The sequence below is a fragment of the Lysinibacillus sp. OL1 genome, assembly GCF_004332175.1.
In the GTDB taxonomy this organism is placed as follows: Bacteria; Bacillota; Bacilli; order Bacillales_A; family Planococcaceae; genus Lysinibacillus; species Lysinibacillus capsici.
On sequence record NZ_SJDS01000001.1, the window covers coordinates 187,304 to 205,612 of the forward strand.

The 18,309-nt window shown below is 35.4% G+C and carries 17 protein-coding genes; 11 read left to right on the forward strand and 6 right to left on the reverse strand.

All coding sequences use genetic code 11. From position 1 onward, the window contains the following. Positions 1-87: 87 nt before the first annotated feature. Both EW028_RS00980 and EW028_RS00985 read right to left on the reverse strand, forming a co-directional pair. Positions 88-1,215 (reverse strand): acyltransferase, encoded by a 1,128-nt coding sequence (locus EW028_RS00980; protein WP_131519616.1) that lies wholly within the window; start codon positions 1,213-1,215, stop codon positions 88-90. A 287-nt stretch (positions 1,216-1,502) separates the two neighbouring features. After that, positions 1,503-2,495, reverse strand: a complete 993-nt coding sequence (locus tag EW028_RS00985; protein WP_131519617.1) for an NADPH:quinone oxidoreductase family protein — start codon at positions 2,493-2,495, stop codon at positions 1,503-1,505. A gap of 126 nt (positions 2,496-2,621) precedes the next feature. Here EW028_RS00985 and EW028_RS00990 point away from each other — a divergent pair, with 126 nt between their 5' ends. The 10 genes from EW028_RS00990 (at position 2,622) to EW028_RS01035 (ending at position 13,001) form a co-directional block, all read left to right on the forward strand. Further along, positions 2,622-3,209: a TetR/AcrR family transcriptional regulator gene (locus EW028_RS00990; RefSeq protein WP_131519618.1), complete on the forward strand. Its 588-nt coding sequence runs from the start codon at positions 2,622-2,624 to the stop codon at positions 3,207-3,209. A 376-nt stretch (positions 3,210-3,585) separates the two neighbouring features. Beyond that, positions 3,586-4,491, forward strand: coding sequence for an arginase (gene rocF, locus EW028_RS00995; RefSeq protein ID WP_131519619.1), 906 nt, complete (start codon positions 3,586-3,588; stop codon positions 4,489-4,491). A 268-nt stretch (positions 4,492-4,759) separates the two neighbouring features. After that, the gene (locus EW028_RS01000; RefSeq protein ID WP_131519620.1) at positions 4,760-6,187 is read left to right on the forward strand and encodes an amino acid permease; all 1,428 of its coding nucleotides are present in this window, start codon (positions 4,760-4,762) and stop codon (positions 6,185-6,187) included. 203 nt (positions 6,188-6,390) lie between these two features. Continuing rightward, positions 6,391-7,191, forward strand: coding sequence for a DUF817 domain-containing protein (locus EW028_RS01005; protein WP_054550667.1), 801 nt, complete (start codon positions 6,391-6,393; stop codon positions 7,189-7,191). 159 nt (positions 7,192-7,350) lie between these two features. Next, on the forward strand, positions 7,351-7,890 hold the full coding sequence (locus tag EW028_RS01010; RefSeq protein ID WP_131519621.1) for a pyridoxamine 5'-phosphate oxidase family protein: 540 nt from the start codon (positions 7,351-7,353) through the stop codon (positions 7,888-7,890). A gap of 268 nt (positions 7,891-8,158) precedes the next feature. After that, the gene (gene vanR, locus EW028_RS01015; RefSeq protein WP_199768326.1) at positions 8,159-8,851 is read left to right on the forward strand and encodes a VanR-ABDEGLN family response regulator transcription factor; all 693 of its coding nucleotides are present in this window, start codon (positions 8,159-8,161) and stop codon (positions 8,849-8,851) included. Then, positions 8,787-9,968 carry a sensor histidine kinase gene (locus tag EW028_RS01020; RefSeq protein ID WP_227744827.1) on the forward strand — a complete coding sequence of 394 codons (1,182 nt, stop codon included), beginning with the start codon at positions 8,787-8,789 and terminating at the stop codon, positions 9,966-9,968. The genes vanR and EW028_RS01020 overlap by 65 nt, the downstream gene beginning before the upstream one ends. An 88-nt stretch (positions 9,969-10,056) precedes the next feature. Beyond that, a complete protein-coding gene (locus tag EW028_RS01025) occupies positions 10,057-10,974 on the forward strand; it encodes a D-alanyl-D-alanine carboxypeptidase family protein (protein ID WP_131519623.1) in 918 nt (305 codons plus the stop codon). Between the two features lie 219 nt (positions 10,975-11,193). Next, on the forward strand, positions 11,194-11,589 hold the full coding sequence (locus EW028_RS01030; protein WP_131519624.1) for a VOC family protein: 396 nt from the start codon (positions 11,194-11,196) through the stop codon (positions 11,587-11,589). A gap of 281 nt (positions 11,590-11,870) precedes the next feature. Then, positions 11,871-13,001: a CamS family sex pheromone protein gene (locus EW028_RS01035; RefSeq protein WP_131519625.1), complete on the forward strand. Its 1,131-nt coding sequence runs from the start codon at positions 11,871-11,873 to the stop codon at positions 12,999-13,001. Positions 13,002-13,032: 31 nt separating this feature from the next. Here the strand turns inward: EW028_RS01035 and EW028_RS01040 are convergent, their stop codons facing one another. Next, positions 13,033-13,503 carry a hypothetical protein gene (locus EW028_RS01040; RefSeq protein ID WP_131519626.1) on the reverse strand — a complete coding sequence of 157 codons (471 nt, stop codon included), beginning with the start codon at positions 13,501-13,503 and terminating at the stop codon, positions 13,033-13,035. A gap of 219 nt (positions 13,504-13,722) precedes the next feature. Here EW028_RS01040 and EW028_RS01045 point away from each other — a divergent pair, with 219 nt between their 5' ends. Next, positions 13,723-14,985 (forward strand): NtaA/DmoA family FMN-dependent monooxygenase, encoded by a 1,263-nt coding sequence (locus EW028_RS01045; protein WP_227744858.1) that lies wholly within the window; start codon positions 13,723-13,725, stop codon positions 14,983-14,985. A gap of 34 nt (positions 14,986-15,019) precedes the next feature. Here EW028_RS01045 and EW028_RS01050 read toward each other — a convergent pair whose 3' ends face one another. From EW028_RS01050 to EW028_RS01060, 3 genes are all read right to left on the reverse strand, one after another. After that, positions 15,020-15,946, reverse strand: coding sequence for a TIGR03943 family putative permease subunit (locus EW028_RS01050; RefSeq protein ID WP_131519628.1), 927 nt, complete (start codon positions 15,944-15,946; stop codon positions 15,020-15,022). Between the two features lie 11 nt (positions 15,947-15,957). Beyond that, positions 15,958-16,956, reverse strand: a complete 999-nt coding sequence (locus tag EW028_RS01055; protein WP_131519629.1) for a permease — start codon at positions 16,954-16,956, stop codon at positions 15,958-15,960. Positions 16,957-17,090: 134 nt separating this feature from the next. After that, positions 17,091-18,272 (reverse strand): AraC family transcriptional regulator, encoded by a 1,182-nt coding sequence (locus EW028_RS01060; RefSeq protein WP_048389681.1) that lies wholly within the window; start codon positions 18,270-18,272, stop codon positions 17,091-17,093. Positions 18,273-18,309 lie beyond the last annotated feature (37 nt).

The window sequence follows — 18,309 nt, forward strand, 5'->3', positions numbered from 1 at the left end:
TAAACAATTGAGCAAAGGTAAATACGCAAATAAATACACAGCCAGTTGACGGAAACAAATCGACGACTGGCTGTGCATATTGAACGGCTATTTGTAAGGGAATTTGCTCGGGATAGGTCCAAAGGCAATCCAATGGTACTTAAGGAATCTGCCCATCAATAGCACGACCATCCATGGAACGAAGAGGGCAAAGATAAAGCCCCCAATGCTCCAAAGATGATACAGAATACTATTACCGCCAGTACTTAATTGTCTATAAAGGAAAAGGAAAAAAGGATGTAGTAGATAGATGCCAAACGATACTGTTCCCAGATTGATCAAGCGATTTACAACAGTTTGGTTCCATTTATCATAGATCCAGAAAGAAAGCTGTAATAAGACAATACAGGCTGTTAAAGATTGTAGCTGAAAAACTAGCTCAAATATTGTGCTGTTCACTATATAGGTTTGTGATGTATAAACAAAGTAATATAAATAAACATTATATATAGTAGAAATTAGCCATATACACCACACAAAAAGTATCTTGATAGGAAAATTTTCTTTTTTTAGTTGTAGCCATCCTTTGTATTTTTCAAAATAAATTCCTAAAAATGCCCCTGCTAAGAAATAAAAAAGATAGGAAAAAGCGATACTCCCTCTATAGGGATACTGCCATAACTCAGCGTTTAATAAAATAAAGACCCATTGAAGAACGAACCCAATCCAAATTAAATAAGGAGATAGTGCTGGTTTTTTCTTTAAAATATATAGGAATAATGGGAACATAAGATAGAATTGAACAATAATAAAAATATAGTATAGATGCGTATACGCTTTGCCTAATAAAAGTTTTTCTAGAAATTCGATACTAAATAGAGAACGCCATGTGTCTACTAAATCATGTGTCACATAAAATTGCATTGCTGCATAATAAAAAATAGAAAAAAAGAGATAAGGAATGAGTATTTGGGTCACTCTTTTTTTATAAAAATGAATGATAAGCTCCTTTGTTAAATCCTTTTGTATATAATTGTAAAATAATACAAAGCCACTTAAAAAAATAAAAGCAGGGACAGCGAATTTAGGGGAGATATTGAAAAATACATAAAATGGATATAATTTTGAGTCACTAGATAAAGCCGTTACAGGTGTACTAGTAGAATGAATAAGAAGAACAGCTAGAATGGCTAAAGCCCGTGTAATAGCTAATTCATTAATATGTGCTCGCTTCATACGATCATCTCCAAAGTATTAATTATAGTATTGAATTCCCAGAATACGGCCTACATACTCTATTGGTATGCTTGTTAGTACAAATTTAGACAAGCTTTGTTGCCTAAATTTGTCTAAAGGAAACAAGTGGGTTGTTCATGAGCTACTATAAAGCGCTTATATGTCAGGGAGATGTCAACAATAAAAAAGCTACCACGCTCGCTTTGCGTAGTAGCTGTATGTTGTTATTTGCCAACTAGAATTATTTTCTGGGAAATAGAATAAAGAAGGAAGCTTAATTAAACTCCTTATAATGCAACAAGGATTCTACCTCTTGCTTGACCCTTCAGTAAAATAGGTAAAACATCAGGAAGTTGTTGTAGTGTTACCTCTTGCTGAATAAAATCATTAAGGTTTGCTGGTTTGAAATCAGTCGCTAGTCGATGCCAAATGTTCAATCGAATGTCCATTGGGCAATAAACAGAATCAACTCCAAGTAAACTCACGCCTCTTAAAATGAAGGGAAATACACTTGTAGGAAGCTGTGTACCTGCCGTTAAACCACTACATGCAACAGCCCCACCATATTGAATTTGGCTTAATAATGAGGCAAGTGTCTCTCCACCAACAGAATCAACAGCACCAGCCCATTTTTGTTTGCCTAATGCTTTAATTTTTCCATCATAAACCTCTTCACGATTTACTATTGTAGTAGCCCCGAGTGATTGTAAATATTCATGTTCAGATTCTTTTCCTGTGCTCGCTTCAACTTGATAACCCAGTGTTGAAAGAATAGATACGGCAAAGCTACCTACACCTCCTGTAGCCCCTGTCACAAGAATTTTCCCCTTTTCAGGATGAATACCATTTTCCTCTAACTTTTGAACAGATAATGCAGCTGTAAATCCTGCAGTACCAATTACCATAGCCTCTTTGAGGGAAAGCCCTTTTGGAAGCGGTACAATCCATTGTGCTGGGATGCGGGCATATTCACTAAAGCCACCAAAATGGGAAACACCTATTTCATAGCTAGTCGCAATGACCTCGTCACCAATTTTAAAGCGAGAATCCTCAGAAGAAACAACAGTCCCCGCTAAATCAATGCCAGGAACAAAAGGATAAGACGTAACGATTTTACCATCAGGAATAGAGGCAAGACTATCTTTATAATTAATACCTGAATAACTAACTTTAATTAATACCTCACCCTTTGGTAGATCTTCTAAAGTTAACGTGTTCACTTTCACTGTAAATGCATCATCTTTATTGACTACTAACGCACTAAAATTTTCTGCCGTCATCGTAAACGTCCCCCTACAATTTTATTCCATTAAACAGTATCAAAATTATTCTGACCGGTCAATATAAAATTGGATTGTTGCTACTCTTCATGTATAATAACTTCTATCAAGTCATCGGAGGCTCCTATGAAAAAGAAAGAGGAAGAACGTAAAAAACAGATTATGAAAGCAGCCTTTAACGCTGTTTCACAATTAGGTTATGATAAGGTTACACTACAAGACATAGCCAATCATGCCAGTGTCTCAAAAGGGGTAGTTCACTACTACTTTACAAGCAAACAAAACATTTTATTAGAATTACTTGAATCCACTACGAACAAAATCTACAGCTATGAAATACAAGAAATAGGCAAGCATCAAACAGCTATAGACAAGCTTCATGCCTACTTAAATGCTGTATTTGTATCGCCTATAGAAAATAAAAAATTTTACAGGGTTTATTTAGATTTTTTAGCTCAGGCAAATAGCAATGAAGAGTACAAAAGAATTAACTTAAAATTTTATGAGAATTGCTGGGGAATTGGGCAAGAAATTATTGAATTAGGAAAAAGAGAAGGTGTCTTTAGTTCAGACATTGATTCCTTAACCTATGCAAAAATGATGCGGGCAATGATTGATGGTTCATTAATTCAGTGGTTAACCTGCGATTTAGAAGAACAACATAAATTTTATAAAGAAACCTGTTTGACTAGTATTGTGCGATTATTAAAATAGGTATTTGAAAAGCCTTATTTACTATTGTAGTAAGGCTTTTTTTTACCGTTAAAAAGAAGAATAATTGAATGATTTTGGAAAATATTTATTAACATATTGCATTTATAGATAAAATTACCGTCAAAATTTTCGGAAAAAACTATAAAAAAAGAACAGTTTTAATATTTTGTTTAGTAATTTTTTACAAAAATACGCACTTAAAAGGGAAAAAATGTTTTGTTATGCAGTGAAATAGCGTTTATGCATTCGTTTATACAAGAAAAAATCTATGTTTTTAATAATTTAAACTGTATAAAAATTTAAAATAATGTCGAGTTGAGTCAATGTTGCAATTTCTTTATACTGTGAAAGTAATTATTGGAGAGGAGAAAACATCATGAATAAAGAAGTGACAATTATTGGGGTGCCCATGGATTTAGGTCAAACAAGAAGAGGCGTAGACATGGGACCAAGTGCTATCAGATATGCAGGGGTAACAGAACGACTTGAGAGCCTTGGTTATTCGATTTACGACGAAGGGGATTTAACTATTGACTTCGTACACGAAGATAAAGACGCAGAAGGAAAGACAAACTTAAAAAATTTAAAAACTGTCACAGAAAGTAACGAGAAGCTAGGCCAAAAAGTAGACCATGAAATTTCTTTAAACCGTTTTCCTTTAGTATTAGGTGGAGACCATAGTATTGCTATTGGAACATTAGCAGGAGTTTCCAAGCATTATGAGAAACTAGGTGTCATTTGGTATGATGCCCATGGCGATTTAAATACTGGTGAAACATCTCCTTCAGGAAATATCCATGGCATGTCTTTAGCTGTAAGCTTGGGCCTTGGACATCCAGCACTTACAAATATCGGAGGCTATGTGCCAAAGGTAAAGCCTGAAAACGTTGTTATCATTGGTGCGCGTGATTTAGATCCAGGAGAAAAAAAGCTTATTAAGGAAATTGGTATGAAGGTATACACGATGCATGAAATTGATCGTTTAGGAATGACGAAAGTAATGTCAGAAACGATTGACTATTTAAAGGAGCGCACAGACGGTGTTCACCTATCATTAGATTTAGATGGACTGGATCCAAATGATGCACCAGGTGTAGGCACGCCAGTAGCAGGTGGTATTAGCTATCGTGAAAGTCATTTAGCTATGGAAATGCTGTCAGAAGCAAATATTATTACTTCAGCAGAATTTGTTGAGACAAACCCTGTATTAGATCAATACAATAAAACGGCTATTGCTGCGGTAGCTTTAATCAGCTCACTATTTGGCGATACATTACTTTAAGCCATGAATAGAAGTCATTTTGTATCCCAGAAGGAAGAACTTTTCTTAAAAAATTAGGTCGCGACAACCAACTATAAGAAAGTAGCTCTCCCTATAGTAAGTTTACAATACAATTTAGCTATTCAATAGCCTTTATTTTGTCAGAAAATTGACAGTTCATAAAATATATAAAACAGTTTATCTATTAACATTCAAATTTTAGATTGTTATCTGTTTTGTACGAAAAAAAGAAAGTGCTTACACAGATAATGAATGTAAGGAGTTTTTTATGGCAGCAGAACAATATGAATTAAAAAGAAGTATGAAAGCAAGACACTTATTTATGATTTCACTTGGTGGATGTATTGGAACTGGTTTCTTTCTTGGATCAGGCTACACGATTAACCAAGCTGGGCCAACTGGTGCCATCCTAGCTTACTTAGTAGGCGGAGCAGTTATGTATTTAACAATGCTATGTTTGGGTGAATTGTCTGTTGCTATGCCGGTATCAGGTTCATTCCAAACGTACACAACGAAATTTATCGGTCCTGCTACTGGTTTTGCCGTTGGATGGCTATACTGGCTAGGTTGGGCAGTAACTGTTGCTCTTGAGTTTTTAGGGGCTGGACAACTAATGCAAAGATGGTTTCCTGATTCACCAGTATGGATGTGGTGCCTAATATTTGCAGCACTACTCTTTGTATTGAATGGTTTATCAGCAAAAGCATTTGGTGAAGCAGAATTTGTCTTCTCCAGCATTAAGATATTGGCAATTATTATGTTCCTTGCGGTTGGTGGAGCAGCTATGTTTGGGCTAATCGATATGAAAGATGGAACAAATGCCCCATTCCTTACTCATTTTTATGAGGGTGGATTGTTTCCTAATGGTGTAACAGCACTGCTTATTACAATGATTACCGTGAATTTTTCATTCCAGGGTACAGAATTGATTGGTATTGCTGCTGGGGAGAGTGAAAATCCTGAAAAGACTATACCTAAATCTATTAAGCAAACTGTTTGGCGTACGCTGTTCTTCTTTGTGTTATCCGTATTTGTACTTGCAGCAATGATACCAATGGATAAAGCAGGGGTGGTGGAAAGTCCATTTGTAGTCGTATTAGATAGCATAGGTATTCCATATGCAGCAGATATTATGAATTTTGTTATCCTAACAGCCTTATTATCTGTCGCAAACTCGGGTCTTTATGCTGCAACACGTATGCTGTTTTCACTATCTGTCGAAAAGATGGCAAGTCCCCTTTTAGGGAAAGTTAATAAAAGAGGTATCCCAATGAATGCATTACTAATCACACTCGCTGTAGCAGGTCTGTCTTTACTGTCAAGTGTATTTGCTGCTAATACAGTCTTTGTGTGGTTATTATCTCTAGCAGGCTTAGGTGCACAAATTGGTTGGATTGCGATTACAGCATCTCAAATTGCATTTAGACGCTCCTATATACGCCAAGGAGGAAAAGTAGAGGATTTAAAATTCAAAGCGCCGCTGTATCCAGTGATCCCTATTTTAGGTTTATTAGCGAACTGTATTGTTATGGCAAGCTTGGCTTTTGATCCAGCTCAACGTTTAGCACTCTACTGTGGTGGAGCATTCTTCATTGGTTGTTATATCGTTTATTATTTAAAAGTGAAAAAAGTGACGAATTTAGAAATAAACCAACAAGAAGTCCAATTAAAATTAAATCAAAAAATATATCTTTAATATCAAAGAGTAGCTACTTACATGGCTACTCTTTTCTTCATAGAGAAGCAACAACAAAGACGTATTTAACAAAGAATAGTTCCAATAATAAGAGAAAAAATTTATTGTTTTTCGATAAATAAATATTGAAATAAGATAATTTATCATTTATTCTTCATACAAGAAGCAATTTAATTATGAACAAGTTCATTTGAGGTGGATTCATGTTGAAGAATTTTATTAAAGACTTAGGAGTCTTTACGTATCATCAATCATTATCTTGTATTTTTCCCGTTGTGATATTTGCTACACTTGCACTCTCTAAAGCCATTCAAATACCTGGGGTAGGAAGATATGACTTTATTCTGGCAATCTGTCTATTGACTCAGTACTTGATGTATAAATTTGGTTTAGAAACAAAGGATGAAATAAAAGTCATTTGCTTGTTTCATATTATTGGGCTCGTGCTCGAACTATATAAAGTGAATTTCAATTCATGGTCATATCCTGAAGAGGCGTGGACAAAAATAGGGGGTGTGCCTTTATATAGCGGATTTATGTATGCGAGTGTAGCAAGTTATATTTGCCAAGCCTGGCGTAGGTTTGATTTAAAAATTGTAAGCTGGCCAAAAAGTTATGTAGCTATTCCACTTGGAGCCATTATCTACTTGAATTTTTTCACACACCATTTTATTTATGATTTTAGATGGCTGTTAATGGCACTACTATTTATTGTGTTTTATCGTACTGTTGTAAAATTTACAGTACGGAACAAAGTCTTTAAAATGCCCATCGTTGTATCGTTCTTTTTGATTGGCTTTTTCATTTGGATTGCTGAAAATATTGCAACGTTCTTTGGAGCATGGTCCTATCCAAATCAAGAGGTGTCTTGGTCGATTGTTCATTTTGGTAAAATCAGTTCATGGTTTTTACTTGTAGTCATTAGCATTATGATTGTTGCGCAACTTAAACTATTCTATCGTAATGTAGGTGAAAATTTGGAGAAGAAATCATTCAATATATGACATTCATTTGTAGAACTAGAGAACTTCTAAGAAAATAGTATGGGCTTTTGATAAACTAGTATTTTTACCTTGTACCCATGCCCTTTCATCAAACTGTCCCTTTTTTAACGTGCAATACTGCTGTAGACTCCTTTTTAGAAGAGGATAGGGGGAATGATAATGGTAACAGATATTCGGATGATAAATAGAGCTTGTACAGATGAAAAACAAATTAAACAATTATTAGAAGGCGCACAAACTGCATTTCTTGGTTTGGTAGATCAACATATGCCATATGTTATTCCGCTAAATTATGTTTACAAAGACGGAAGTTTTTATTTTCATGGTGCCAACGAAGGAAGAAAAATAGATATTCTAACAAATAATCGGAATGCATGTATCACAATAAGTGAAAATTATGGAACAATGGTAGACCCTATTCCTGCTAAGACTGATACGGCTTATATAAGTGTAGTAGCAAATGGTTTGGTGGAATTTGTTACTGATTTAAATGAAGCTACTGCTGCTATGCAGGCAATGCTTGATAAATATGTACCAGATTATTACCAAGCACCTTTATCAAAAAAGCATATCGAAAAATATCAGTCATCTTTAGGGAGCAAAACGCTTGTTCTCAAAGTGAAACCGACCAGTATAACTGTAAAAGAGAATAAATTAAATAAACAAATGCTATATTACGCAGGTAGAGTGGTAACATAGGATATGAGTCGAAAATCTACTACTACAGCAATCAATCCAACAAATTAATTACCAGAAAATGCGAGGCTTGGGATATAACCTAAGCCTATTTTTGATGTAGTAATAGTTCATTATGAAGCTATCTATGATTTTGTTAATATAAACCTATTAAAAGTAGAGCTGGAAAGATGTTTTCATCTAACTACCCTAATAATAGATATAGTCATGCGTAAGTGCTATAATGCCTGTGAAAAATCATTGGAAAACAAGCGGGGAGAAGGAGAGGGCAATACAGTTGAATATATTAGTTGTTGACGATGAAAAGGAAATTGCAGATTTAATAGAACTTTACTTAAAAAATGAAAACTATCATGTATTTAAGTTTTATACGGCTCAAGAGGCTTTGGCATGTATTGAGCATGAGAAAGTAGATTTAGCTGTTCTGGATATTATGATGCCTGATATAGATGGGTTTACTATTTTACGAAAAATCCGAGAAACACTAAATTTTCCAGTGATAATGCTTACGGCAAAGGAAGAAGAAATCGATAAAATAAATGGATTTTCTCTGGGAGCAGATGATTATATAACAAAGCCATTTCGTCCATTAGAGTTGGTTGCTCGTGTAAAGGCACAAATACGAAGGTTTACTTTCTACAACCAAGGTTCGAAGCAACAGGAAGATATCATTGATTTTGCTGGCTTGGTGATTAATAAAAACACACGACAAGTCTTTTTAAATGAAAGGTCCATATCCCTTACACCTACGGAGTTCGCTATTCTTTGGTATTTATGTGCAAATCGAGGGACAGTTATTAGCTCAGAGCAATTATTCCAAGAAATTTGGGGGGAAAAGTACTTTAGCAGCAATAACACGGTAATGGTTCACATTCGACATTTACGGGAAAAAATGAAGGATGCTGCGGAGAACCCAAAGTATATTAAAACGGTTTGGGGAGTGGGGTATACCATTGAAAAATGAGTTTGGCAAACTGAAAAGGAAAATGGTTCTACAAATTATTTCGATACTTGTCATCGCTAGCATCATAGGCTTTTTTATTAATTTTGCATTTATTGATGGGGTCTTACAAGCTCCCTTTGCAGATGCTTTTATTGCTTTTTGTGAAAATGTCTTGCAACTTGATTATTATGCTGCAAGCAATGCCTATCATGTGTTATTTCGACAAAATAAATCGCTTTGGCTTGCGATAGGATTTATTTTCTTATTATTGATTATTTTCTATATCGCCTTGTCTCGATTTACCCGATATTTTCATCAAATTAGTTCAAGTATTACCATGCTTGCTGATGAGTCAGGGAAGGAAATTGAGCTCCCAGCTGAACTCGATTTTTTGGAGAAAAAATTAAATAACGTGAAATATAAATTAGAAAAGCGTGCAAGGGATGCACAAGAAGCTGAGCAACGAAAGAATGATTTAGTTGTCTATTTAGCGCATGATATTAAAACACCTTTAACATCCATTATTGGCTACTTAAGTCTTTTAGATGAAGCGAGGGATATGCCGGTAGAGCAGAAAGAAAAATATGTGACGATTACATTAGATAAATCTTATAGACTGGAACAACTAATCAATGAATTTTTTGAAATAACCAGGTTTAATTTACAATCCATCATTTTAGAGAAAGATTCTATTCCTTTACAACATATGTTAATGCAAGTGGCCGACGAGTTTTATCCATTACTGGCACCAAAGGGTCAAAAAGCCATCGTCAAATTAGATGAAGATATTACTATCTATGCAGACGGTAATAAGATAGCAAGGGTATTTAATAATATTTTAAAAAATGCAATTGCCTACAGTGATCCAAATAGTACAATTGAAATTAGTGCGCAATGCGAAAATAATCAGACATTTATTTCGTTTACGAATACAGGGAAGACGATCCCTCCTGAAAAATTAAAAATGATATTTGAAAAGTTTTACCGCTTAGATAGTGCAAGGTCTACCCAAACAGGAGGTGCTGGGCTTGGTTTAGCCATTTCTAATGAAATTGTACAGGCCCATGGCGGAACCATTACCGCAACTTCTAGTAATGATACAACCGTATTCACGGTGATGATTCCAACCAATTCTTAAGAAACCTTAAGAATTCACTAATAGTAAATTAAAAATAAGCTCCTTTTTTTATGGTTGAATAAAAGCATAAAGAGAAGGAGTTGTTTTTATGTTCAAGAGAAAAGGTATATTGAGTTTATTGTTCTTATCCATACTGATTTTCGTTTATTTACTATTGAAAGAATCGCCAATGACTTTACGTCAGGAAATAGATCATGCACCAAAAGTAGTACAAACAGCCAGTCAGCATATGCTCGATCTTGATATGTACAGTTCGAATGCAATTTTAGTGAATTTGGATGAAAATCAAATTGTTTTAGATAAAAAAAGTGAGGAAAAGATTTATCCTGCTTCTTTGACAAAAATGATGACGGTTTTAGTCGCGATTGAGCAGATTTCCAATTTACAAGAAGAAATCATTTTACCTAAACATATCTTTCGGGATTTATTAGAGGAAAATGCGTCAGTGGCGGGCTTTCTCCCAAATGAAAAGCTGACAGTAGAAGATTTGTTGTATGGCTCTATGTTACCATCAGGTGCAGAGGCATCACTAGGTTTAGCTGAATATGTTGCGGGGTCAGAACGTGGATTCGTGAAACTGATGAACGAAAAGGCGCAGCAGCTAGGCATGAAAAATACGCACTTTGTGAATACAACTGGACTCCACCATTCAGATCATTATACAACTGTAAAGGATATGTCTTTACTTTTACAATACGCCTTAACAAACGATGATTTTCGAAATGTTTATACAGCAGAAAGATATTCTATAAAATCAACAAACCTTCATCCGGAAGGCATTACTTTTACCAGTCGAATGTTTCAGCATATGACGTCAAGTGCATTGCCAGGAGGGGAAATTTTAGGTGGAAAAACTGGCTATACAGAAGATGCAGGCTTATGTTTAGCAAGCTTAGCCCTCATAAATGGACAAGAATATGTGCTAGTGACAGTAGGAGCGGACGGCAGCCCTAGAACGGAGCAATATAATATTACCGATGCCATTTCGGTATATAGTCAATTATAACTAGCCCTAATAGTATGTGATTAGAGAATAATTCATTTTCTAGTCACACTTTTTTGTAGTTGTAAAAATAATAGAATTGAATAATAGATGGGAGATTCCATATAAGTCTCTATAACCAACATGTTGTTGGTATGGCAGAAATAATTTATTAATTTTAATCTTCAGAAAAATGATATATAGTAAATATGATCAAATACATTCATCTTTAAGGAGGATACTATGGGGAGAATAGTTCATTTTGAAATTCATGTAAGTGATATGGATCGGGCTAAGGATTTTTATGGGGAAGTTTTTGGATGGTCATTTCAGGACTGGAGTGAATATGCAGGCATGCCTTACTTCGGTGCCGTGACAGGTGAAGATGGTGAACTTGGCATTAACGGTGCTTTAATGCAACGCCAAGGGCCTCCACCAGAAACAAACCAAGCGTTGAATGGCTTTGCTTGTACAATGGGTGTTGAAAGTTATGATGTAACGGAAGCAAAAATTCTTGAAAACGGGGGCAAAGTAGCCATGCCAAAGTACGCATTACCAGGAATGGCATGGCAAGGCTATTATATTGATACGGAAGGCAATGTATTTGGTATTCACCAGCCCGATAAAAATGCCAAATAGTATTGAGGATAAATCGCTCTAAGAAGGTGGGAACCCGCCCCTAAAGAAGCGAAAACCCGCTCTTAAAAGTGTGAGAGCCGCTCCAATGTAGTGAAAAACCCACTCATTAGCAGTTGAAAGCAGTAAGACCTATGTTCGAGAAAACGAGCATAGGTCTTTTTTGATTATCTGATAGGTAAATGGGGAGATTTGTAAATATATAATGTTTTATTTTGGTAAATTTGGTATCGTTGAATGAGGTAATTTATCAAATGATACATAGTATGCAAGGAGAAATAGCAATGAAAAAAAGAAGCTTTATGTTATTTTTATTCGCACCAATATTGATTTTAGCATCTTGTAGTAGTGAGGACGAAAGTGTTACTGCTAATGAGAAAAAGTATATTTCATCGATACAGAAAAAGGAGGTCTATGAGATTCAACAGCCTGCAAAAGTCAATATTGCTAGAGGTTCAATCATCAATAATATGAATAATGCTTTAAATATTAATGAAATTGAAAGAGGACTCATGAATTTATCGGTGAATCATTTCTCAACTGACAAGTTTTATATGCAGGAAGGTCAATATCTGGAAGAGAAAATGATCAGCCAATGGTTAAGTAGAAAAACAGATGAAGGTATTGGGTTAAATCCAGCCATTGAAACTAGAAGTGACAATGTGCTAGAGGATGAAAAAAAGTATCCTTTGATTCTCTCACATGTGTTAGAACAAAATTTTATTAATAAAGAAAATAACAAAGTAGAGGGACTATCGATCGCGATCTCGTTAAATGAATTTTATGATATACGAGTTTCCGATGCCAATGGTTTAATTTACACAGGCCAAGTGAAAGTAGACCAAAATGATGATGATATCAACGATGTTAAAAATTATGGGAAGGAAGTAGCTAAAAGGATTCTTGAGGATATTAGAAAAAATGAAAAATATCCGAGAGTCCCTATTTATTTAACTTTATATCAAGAATCTAATATCAACGATATTATTCCAGGCATATTTTTAGCTGAAACCTTTATTCCTAAAGATGCAGATACCATAACAAAATGGTTTGATATAGATAAAAAGCATTATATATTCCCATCAGATGCTTTATATAGTTTGGACCAAAATATGTATAATAAATTATTAATTTTTAAAGAGGATATTCAAGGTGGATTTAAACATTTAAATCCTAAAATCATGGGAAAACTTCGTTATGAAGATGGCAAATTAACAGATATTAATCTAGAAATACATGTACCACTGGTTAATGATATTGAATTAATTGGCTTGTTACAGCTCACTAGTACAAAAATAAATACAATTTTATTTGACTATATCCCCATCACCATTCGGGTAATCGATCAGAAGCAGGATGTTGGAATTGTTCTCTGGGACCCAACGGAAAAACAAATTTTTGCATCACCTATTTGAATAGAAAAAAGCTAAAGGGTGAAGCTCCATATTAAATTTCGTAACTTGTATTTATATCTACTGTAATTGAAGAACCATCATTATTATCAAATTTCATGAACCATTGACCAGCTTGGCTTGCATCCAACTCGTAAGTTGAAGTAAATGATTGTCCAGATTTAATGATTTCTCCGTCTATCCAAAGCGTTCCATTAGGTGCAGTTAATATAAATCTAATAGATTGTGAGCTGTTATTTTTCACATAAATTTGAATTGTATCAGTGCCATTACTAGGTGCTTTAAAATTAAAGCTCATCGAACCCTGACCAGTTGGAAAGGTAGAAGACGTTGTAAGAAGGGAATCATCACTTTTTTCAGCTGTGGGGGTAGAATAAGATTCCTCACCAGAAGCACCTAGGTTCGGCGGAATAGATGGTTGGAGTATAGGATCTTCTATAAAAGATGCTCCACCAATTGGAAATATAAAAAGAGTAACTATAAATAAAGAGGGAAATTTTCTCATGATTCCTCCGCTTAAATATATTTGAATTATCTCAATGATACCTTTATTTAACTTTATAGTAAATATTAGTTTGGTTGCTTATTTTTCATTTGTAGAGGACCTTCAAAAACTTAATAGTATTTCATTGCAATCTCTGCCATGAATGATTATTATGAAAATGATAATCGTTATCAATTAAAAAGAAGGAGAGTAGCCATGAAAAGACACCTTATTATTGGAATGCATTTAGCTGTTTACGGTAATCATGGCAAACAGGGTGCCTTGATAGAAGAACATATTGCATTTGCGCAGCGTGCTGAAGCAGCGAAATTAGATTTTGTATTTAAGGCGGATTATTTAACAGCTCATCCAGAATTAATAGCTAAAATGAAAGGAACAGTTGGCTTAGACCCTAACTTTTTAATGGCGATGGTGGCAAGAGAAACGAAACAGATTGGCTTAGTAACAACGATTTCCACATCCTTTACGCCACCTTATCTGATTGCGCGTCAATTGCAGTCCTTAAATTGGATTAGCGAAGGACGAGTTGGATGGAATATCGTAACCTCTATAGATGGCGCTCATAATTTCAGCAATGAGCCCATGCCTTCTTCCGAGGAGCGTTATGCTAAAGCTGCAGAATGTACAGCGGTGGTCAAGCAGCTATGGCATAGTTATCCCTATGAAACATTAGAAATGGATGGGAATTTAGAGAAAATAAAAGAGCTTGTTAAGCCAATTGAGCATAAAGGAGAATTTTTCCATATAAAAGGTCCCTTAAATCTCCCAATGCATCCAGCAGGAGAGATTCCACTCTTCCAAGCAGGAGCGTCGGATGTTGGGCGGCAATTTGCGGCTACTGTTTCCAATGCGATTTTTGCGGCTACACCAGCCATGGAGGTGGGTATTGAGATGCGTAATGATTTGCGTCAGCAGGCTATAGAAGTAGGTCGTTCAGCCGACGATATTCGCTTATTACCTGGACTCTATTTCTTTATAGGGGATACATATGAAGAAGCACTCGAAATGCACCGACAAGCACATGCACATTTAACACTTGAGCGGCGCTACAGTGCTTTAGAATCTGTGATTGGCATGGATGTTCGTCATTTGGCACTTGAAGATCAGGTGACGGTTGATATGCTGCCATCAAAAGATCAACAAGTACATAGTAAAACACATGCAGATTTGGTACGTCGTTATATTGTAAACAATGAACCAACTGTCGCAGTATTGTTAGCACGTCCAGAGGTAATTGGCTCAGCTCACCTTGTAGCAATCGGTACACCACAGGATATTGTCGATCAAATCGTTACTTTTTATGAAGAGGGTGCATTGGATGGCTTTATTGCCATACCAGGCGGACCTGCGAAATCTTTGGATTTGTTCTTTAGCGACGTTATTCCCATGTTAGTAGAGCGGGGTTTATTCAGAGCTGAATATGAAGGCAGCACATTACGTTCCCATTTAGGCTTAGATGTGCGATCCCCCATTAATAGCTGAAAAAGGGCAAGCCATAAGCTTTGCCCTTTTATTGCTAGAAGCTCATTCGAATATTAATAGGATAAAGATAAGGTGATTCAGGTTGTTCGATTGTTACCCAATCATCAATATGGATAACAGGTAAGCTTGTACCCTCATATGTTGTTTGACTAATTGTACCGACCACTTCAATCCATGTATCTTCTGTGAGTGTAGGGACCTCAGGAAACTCTGTCAGAAAGCCGACGATACTGGCATCGGCGACGCAATGCGTAATAAGAAATCTTGAAATCACTAGTTGCTTTTCTGTAAAACTTTCTTCTTTTAAAACAAAGCCCTTCAACTGTATTTTCTTCCCCAAATAGTTAGCCAAATTTTGATTAATTTCTTCATAATAAATCGTGTAGTCCTCATCGGTCATTTTTAGCATGGATTGTTGGGATAGCTGTTGCTTTAATTGCTCATATTGTTTTCTTGTCATTTCCTGTTTTTCCTCCGTCAGTCGGGGATCAGCTTCATGTTCATCATAGATGTTTTCATCAATCGTTTCATTTGAAGTGAGGTAATCCTCTATTTTAGATGATTGATTTTGCTGGGTGAGAATAAATGCACCACCTTTTTTATCAGCGATGGATGCATCTAAAATTTTTGCTGGCACGAAGAAGCCTGTCATTATTGGTGTCATGATAATGAGGTAGGCTATCATTTTTTTTCGGGTAAAGGCTGTGTGACCATGGTCGTGATGGGAGCAGCATGCTTGTCCCGTTTGATCACATGAATGGGGAACCTTTGAAAAAGATATAATTCTTGTCACTTGAACAAGAAATAGTATAAAAAATAAAATGGCGGCTGTTTTACTCAGCCCTTCATATTTAGGGTTGATAAATTTTGTTAGTTCTCCGGTCCAATGCAGGTTGGCAATCATAGCCGAAAAGGCGAGTAACATGAAGGCTCTTAGCGCTTGTTGAACGTGAAATTCCATGGTTTTCCCCCTTAGAGATACGCTGAAAGAATCCATATACTAATGTAGACAACTGTAGCCACTAAGGCGATTAACCAAAAAACAAATTTTAAACGAAATACGCTCATCAACATAATGGTATTTTTCAAATCGATCATAGGGCCAAAAATAAGAAAGGCCAGAATGGATGGAGTGGAGAAAATAGCACTAAAGGATGCGCCAATAAAGGCATCTGCCTCAGAGCAAAGTGACAGAATGAAGGCTAAGCCCATCATAACTAGAATGGAGGAGGGTTCACCTTCTCCAATGGCTACGAGTGTTTTGGAAGATATATAGGTTTGTACAAAGGCAGCTAAAAATGCCCCGATAATTAAGTATTTACCCATATCAAAAAATTCATCGATGGCATGTTTGACCATATTTAATAATTTGGTGAAGAAGGATGTTTGTTGACTAGGGATTGTTAATGAGTAGGGCTGTAAAGAGCTCTTAAATTGGGAGCCTTTAAAAAATAAGCTGATAAGTAATGCTACTCCAATAGCGATGACAAAGCCAACAAGCATTCGAAGGCTCGCTATTCTTAAATCATTTCCAAATGCCATATAAGTAGAAAGAATAACAACGGGATTAATAAGTGGACCAGTTAACATAAAGCCTATAGCTGCATGTATAGGTACGCCTTTGACAATCAATCTTCTAACAATCGGAACAATCCCACATTCACAGGCTGGAAATAATGCACCTACAAGACAACTCATGATAACTGCCATCACAGGGTTTCGAGGAATCCACCTTTGGATATGTTCCTCTGTTATAAAAATCTGAATAAAGCCAGCAATCAGTATTCCAATTAAGACAAATGGTAATGCTTCAATTAAAATACTTAAAAATATCGTATTTAAATTGAGTAGAGAGGAACTAAGGTCGTTTAGAGCTGAGACGTTGAATAACAGTAGTGGTAGCATGCCTAGGAATAAAATGAAGAGCAACCAAAAATTCAATACATATTTAGAAAAATGGAGACGTTCCACATAGACCTCCTTAAAGTGTAATGGTTACGTTTTAATTCAAGATATGACATAGATGATATTGTTAGTACTTCAAAAAAGGAAAGAGAAAGTAAAAATTGATTTCTACCATCTTTTTACTTTCCCTCTATATCGAATTATTTATGAGAATACTTAGTTCTATATTGTTTAGGGGTAATCCCTGTAAATTTTTTGAAAACTTTAATGAAATAGCTTTGATCTGTGAAATTAAGTAATGAACCGATGTCTAGGATTGGATAGTTGGTAAATGTTAAGAGTTTTTTCGCCTCATCAATCCTTTGCTGCTGAATATATTCACTAAAGGAAGTACCTACTTCCTTTTTAAATAAGGAGGAAAGATAATTGGGGCTTAGGTGGCAAATTGCTGAAAGTTGGTCGAGTGTTAGATCCCCATACAACTCATTTTCAATAAAATGGATACAGGTAGTAATGGGTCCAGAATACTTCCTTGTATTTGCCTGTGATACACGGCTTGTATAGTCGTAAATAGCTTCCTCCATTAACGAAAGAATTTCGATTAAACTGTTTTGATCCTCTAGCTTTTGAATGTAAAAATCATTTAATGTAAAGGCTGTTTCTTCATTTAAACCACCCTCAATTGCTGCACGGCAAATAAGTGCAATTCCTGTAATCATCAAATATTGAACACTTCTTAAATTATTGCGTTTTGATAGTATTCCAAGTTCTGCTTGCTCAACAATGGAATAATTCAAAACTTCATTTAGTTTCTCTATACGCCCATTTTTCACATTGTCTAACAATATTTTTTCATAGTAAAGATTTGTATGAACAATATCATTTCTTCTTGCATAGGAGAGTTCAAGCGTAGTATTTTCCTCATGACGAATGAGAGGTCTTAATGCTTGGTTGTGATAAATGACAGCAGATTTATTTAATGTCTTTTGATAGATGGCGTAATACACAAATAAACTAATGGCTAAACTTTGTTGATAATGAAGAATAGGAATCAGCTCTTGATTAACACTTGTCTTTATGTCTTCCACTTCTGGCGAAAGGGAAGGGCCAACTACAATTGCACCTAAATATTGATCCTCTTGCTGCACATTAATATAGAAAAAATTAAACTCAGCATAAGAGAAAAAAATTGGATAGGCATTAGAATCTTTATGGTAAGGATGTGTTTTCAACTGTTCCTTTAAAGAAATGTAAGATGGATTATTTGTTGATGAATAGTCAAAGATTATTTTTCCTAATGAATTAATATAAGTGACTGGAAGATGATGTGTTTCATAGATTAATTGGCTGATGTATTGAAGATCAATAGTGTTAATTTTCATGTTCCTACACTCCAGTTCGTAATAATTCTATTAAAAT

Excerpts from the sequence above, each read along its gene's own strand:
- EW028_RS00980 (WP_131519616.1), bottom strand. The coding sequence starts at position 1,215 with ATGAAGCGAGCACATATTAATGAATTAGCTATTACACGGGCTTTAGCC.
- EW028_RS00985 (WP_131519617.1), bottom strand. The coding sequence starts at position 2,495 with ATGACGGCAGAAAATTTTAGTGCGTTAGTAGTCAATAAAGATGATGCA.
- EW028_RS00990 (WP_131519618.1), top strand. The coding sequence starts at position 2,622 with ATGAAAAAGAAAGAGGAAGAACGTAAAAAACAGATTATGAAAGCAGCC.
- rocF (WP_131519619.1), top strand. The coding sequence starts at position 3,586 with ATGAATAAAGAAGTGACAATTATTGGGGTGCCCATGGATTTAGGTCAA.
- EW028_RS01000 (WP_131519620.1), top strand. The coding sequence starts at position 4,760 with ATGGCAGCAGAACAATATGAATTAAAAAGAAGTATGAAAGCAAGACAC.
- EW028_RS01005 (WP_054550667.1), top strand. The coding sequence starts at position 6,391 with ATGTTGAAGAATTTTATTAAAGACTTAGGAGTCTTTACGTATCATCAA.
- EW028_RS01010 (WP_131519621.1), top strand. The coding sequence starts at position 7,351 with ATGGTAACAGATATTCGGATGATAAATAGAGCTTGTACAGATGAAAAA.
- EW028_RS01020 (WP_227744827.1), top strand. The coding sequence starts at position 8,787 with ATGCTGCGGAGAACCCAAAGTATATTAAAACGGTTTGGGGAGTGGGGT.
- EW028_RS01025 (WP_131519623.1), top strand. The coding sequence starts at position 10,057 with ATGTTCAAGAGAAAAGGTATATTGAGTTTATTGTTCTTATCCATACTG.
- EW028_RS01030 (WP_131519624.1), top strand. The coding sequence starts at position 11,194 with ATGGGGAGAATAGTTCATTTTGAAATTCATGTAAGTGATATGGATCGG.
- EW028_RS01035 (WP_131519625.1), top strand. The coding sequence starts at position 11,871 with ATGAAAAAAAGAAGCTTTATGTTATTTTTATTCGCACCAATATTGATT.
- EW028_RS01040 (WP_131519626.1), bottom strand. The coding sequence starts at position 13,503 with ATGAGAAAATTTCCCTCTTTATTTATAGTTACTCTTTTTATATTTCCA.
- EW028_RS01045 (WP_227744858.1), top strand. The coding sequence starts at position 13,723 with ATGCATTTAGCTGTTTACGGTAATCATGGCAAACAGGGTGCCTTGATA.
- EW028_RS01050 (WP_131519628.1), bottom strand. The coding sequence starts at position 15,946 with ATGGAATTTCACGTTCAACAAGCGCTAAGAGCCTTCATGTTACTCGCC.
- EW028_RS01060 (WP_048389681.1), bottom strand. The coding sequence starts at position 18,272 with ATGAAAATTAACACTATTGATCTTCAATACATCAGCCAATTAATCTAT.